The organism is Actinoplanes sp. NPDC051513, assembly GCF_044454685.1.
In the GTDB taxonomy this organism is placed as follows: Bacteria; Actinomycetota; Actinomycetes; order Mycobacteriales; family Micromonosporaceae; genus Actinoplanes.
Genome location: NZ_JBITDW010000068.1, coordinates 1 through 1,925, shown reverse-complemented (window position 1 = coordinate 1,925; position 1,925 = coordinate 1). Strand labels below are relative to the sequence as shown.

The 1,925-nt window shown below is 66.4% G+C and carries 3 protein-coding genes; 1 reads left to right on the top strand and 2 read right to left on the bottom strand.

Going from position 1 to position 1,925, the window contains the following annotated elements; all coding sequences use genetic code 11:
- Together ACIA5D_RS51735 and ACIA5D_RS51730 are read right to left on the bottom strand one after the other, a co-directional pair.
- A partial coding sequence (locus ACIA5D_RS51735) for a hypothetical protein (RefSeq protein WP_396038120.1) occupies positions 1–250 on the bottom strand: 250 nt, incomplete at its 3' end.
- A gap of 250 nt (positions 251–500) precedes the next feature.
- Complete coding sequence (locus ACIA5D_RS51730) at positions 501–800, bottom strand: hypothetical protein (RefSeq protein WP_396038119.1); 300 nt, start codon at positions 798–800, stop codon at positions 501–503.
- Positions 801–826: 26 nt separating this feature from the next.
- Between ACIA5D_RS51730 and ACIA5D_RS51725 the strand changes: the two genes are divergently transcribed.
- A complete protein-coding gene (locus ACIA5D_RS51725) occupies positions 827–1,657 on the top strand; it encodes a hypothetical protein (RefSeq protein WP_396038118.1) in 831 nt (276 codons plus the stop codon).
- Positions 1,658–1,925: the final 268 nt, after the last annotated feature.

Below are 1,925 nucleotides of genomic sequence, written 5' to 3'. Positions count from 1 at the left end.
CCCACGCGACAAACCGGATCACGTTGCGGTGCGGCCACTCGGTGCCCCACACGATCGAGGTGACGGCCAGCGCCGATACGACCAGGATGACGGTCATAAGCGCCATCACGTTGCGGCCGACCGGACTGTCCCGCCACGCGCCCCGCGTGCGCCACGCGTAACCGGTAACGAACACCAGCGCGCCGGCAGCGGTCGCGATGATGGCCGCATTCACCCAGGGCGAGGCCGAAACGGTCTGGCAGGAAGTCACCGGCTCACCCCCGGAACGTCTCGGCGATCAACTGCGCGAAGTGGTTCACCGCTCCGTGACGGCGACTCTGGACGGCCACATGCCTGATCTCCCGGGGTTCGCCCCCCGCTCGCGCTCGAGCGCAGCCTCGGCGTGACGCCGGGCCAGGACCGCATCGGCGACGTCATCGGGCGGCGGTGAGGGCTGGTGCTCCTTGCTCCATGGCCATCTCATCGGCGCCGCTCCTGGCTCGCCCGGCGCAGCCCCTCGATCAGAGCGTTCGTCGTGCGCGCGGCGTCGAGCAACTGCGCCACCTGCCCGGAGAGCAGATCGTTGCGGGCGTCCTGTGCCTGCGCCGCCGCCCGTCACTCGTCGCCGCGGCTCTCTTCTCCTTTTCGAGCTGCTCCATATAGACCTTCTCCAGCCGGTCCACCGTGCGGACCAGCACGATTCGACCGGTGAGAATCCCGAGGACGGCGAGGATCAGCACCCCGACCGCGCCGCCCTGGACGACCGCGCCGGCAATACCGAACACATCCATCAGACGGCCGACAGCAGCCGGCGTCGACACGATCGGCGGTGTGTCACGCTGATGGCATGGGTATCGAGAGAGGCGAACACGGTAGCAACAACCGGTACGAACATGCGCCCAAGGTCAGCACCGTCAGGACCCAACTGGACAAGATCATCAGCCCAGAATCGGTGGGCGACAAATGCGGCGAATTCACGGTTCCCCGCAAGCGCACGACCGCCCAAGCCGCCCTCTTCGAGGTTCCCGACGACCGCCCGACCGCCCAAGGCGTCCCCGTCGAAGTCGAGCCGGGTGCCGCGTGCACCGACGCGTTCGAGATTCGAGATACAGACCTGCAACGCGAACGCCACAAGGAAGGCCGACCCGTCGGCAGGTCACTCTTTCGCGAAACCGCCGGAAAGGTCGCCGAAGCTTCCGCATGGAAAGCAATCGAATATGCGGCCCATTTCGTATGGCTCGGCTCCGGGCAGCTCGTCAAAGAGGCCTACCGGGCTGTGAAAATCCTGGACGCCATCCGGGGCGTTTATGTCGGCGACGGATTCGTCTACCAGGTCGGCCTCGCCGGGGTCACCGGGACCGGCTTCTGCCTGGCTCTGCGCATCCGGGAGAGTGCCGCGGGGGAAGGCCACTGGCCAGACATCAGCATCGGCATCGACGCGAACTTTCTCCACCAGCTCGACACCGGCATCCCCGATGTTGACGGCCGCGCCGAGCGTCGGGCCGAACGGCCGCCGGAGCCTGACCTACGCTGGCCCGGTAACTGGATCATCATGTACGGCAACCGTGCGATCCTCGATCATCAGGCCGTCCTCGATCACCGCGGTGTTCTCATGGACGACGGTAAGCCGAGGAAAATTGGCCGGTGGATGCCTGTACCGAACCATAAAACCTGTTGAACCACGCGCGGTGGCCCCTGCCGATCCTCATCGAAGTGGGCGACACGTTGACCTTCGATCCTCCTGCGCCGGGCTGACCACTCCTACCCCGGCCCCCGGCCTACAGCGGAAGTGATCGCTGGCGCGTTTTGATCGGCCCAGTCCGGCCATACGCCGTGACGCAGCCGGTCGGCGCATGCCAGTGCGACGACCATCGATGCTCCTTGACACCCTGAACGAACCGCTTGAGGTGCTCCACCTCGTCGTCACAACGGTCCACGCGACGCCC